Genomic DNA, 383 nt, shown 5'->3' on the forward strand with positions numbered 1-383 from the left:
CCTGAATAAAGGCTACATAATTTTAAACATTATGTACAAAAACGACAAAGTAATTAGACGGTATTCTGAACCTTTTAAACTGAAAATTTTAGACGAACTTAGCACTGGAAAACTAAACAAATCTCAACTAGGTAAACTTTACGGAATTAATCCTACAACTATTAATGAATGGATTAAAAAGTATAACCGTAAAGACCTTATGAATACCAGAATTAAAGTGGAAACTAAAGACGAAATAACTCGAATTAAAGCCTTACAAAAGGAAATTAAACAACTTAAAAAACTATTACTAAAGAAAGATTTAGATGCTATGGTCTTAGACTCATATCTTGAAGTAGCGGCGGAAGACCTTGGCTATAAATCTGTGGCTGAACTAAAAAAAA

At 30.3% G+C, this 383-nt stretch carries 1 protein-coding gene; it reads left to right on the forward strand.

Translation table 11 applies throughout. The annotated features are described in order from the left end of the window. Nucleotides 1-31: 31 nt before the first annotated feature. On the forward strand, nt 32-383 hold a 352-nt coding region (locus tag GN138_RS15895), incomplete at its 3' end, for a transposase (protein WP_157364978.1).

The sequence above is a fragment of the Winogradskyella endarachnes genome (assembly GCF_009741275.1).
Lineage (GTDB): Bacteria > Bacteroidota > Bacteroidia > Flavobacteriales > Flavobacteriaceae > Winogradskyella > Winogradskyella endarachnes.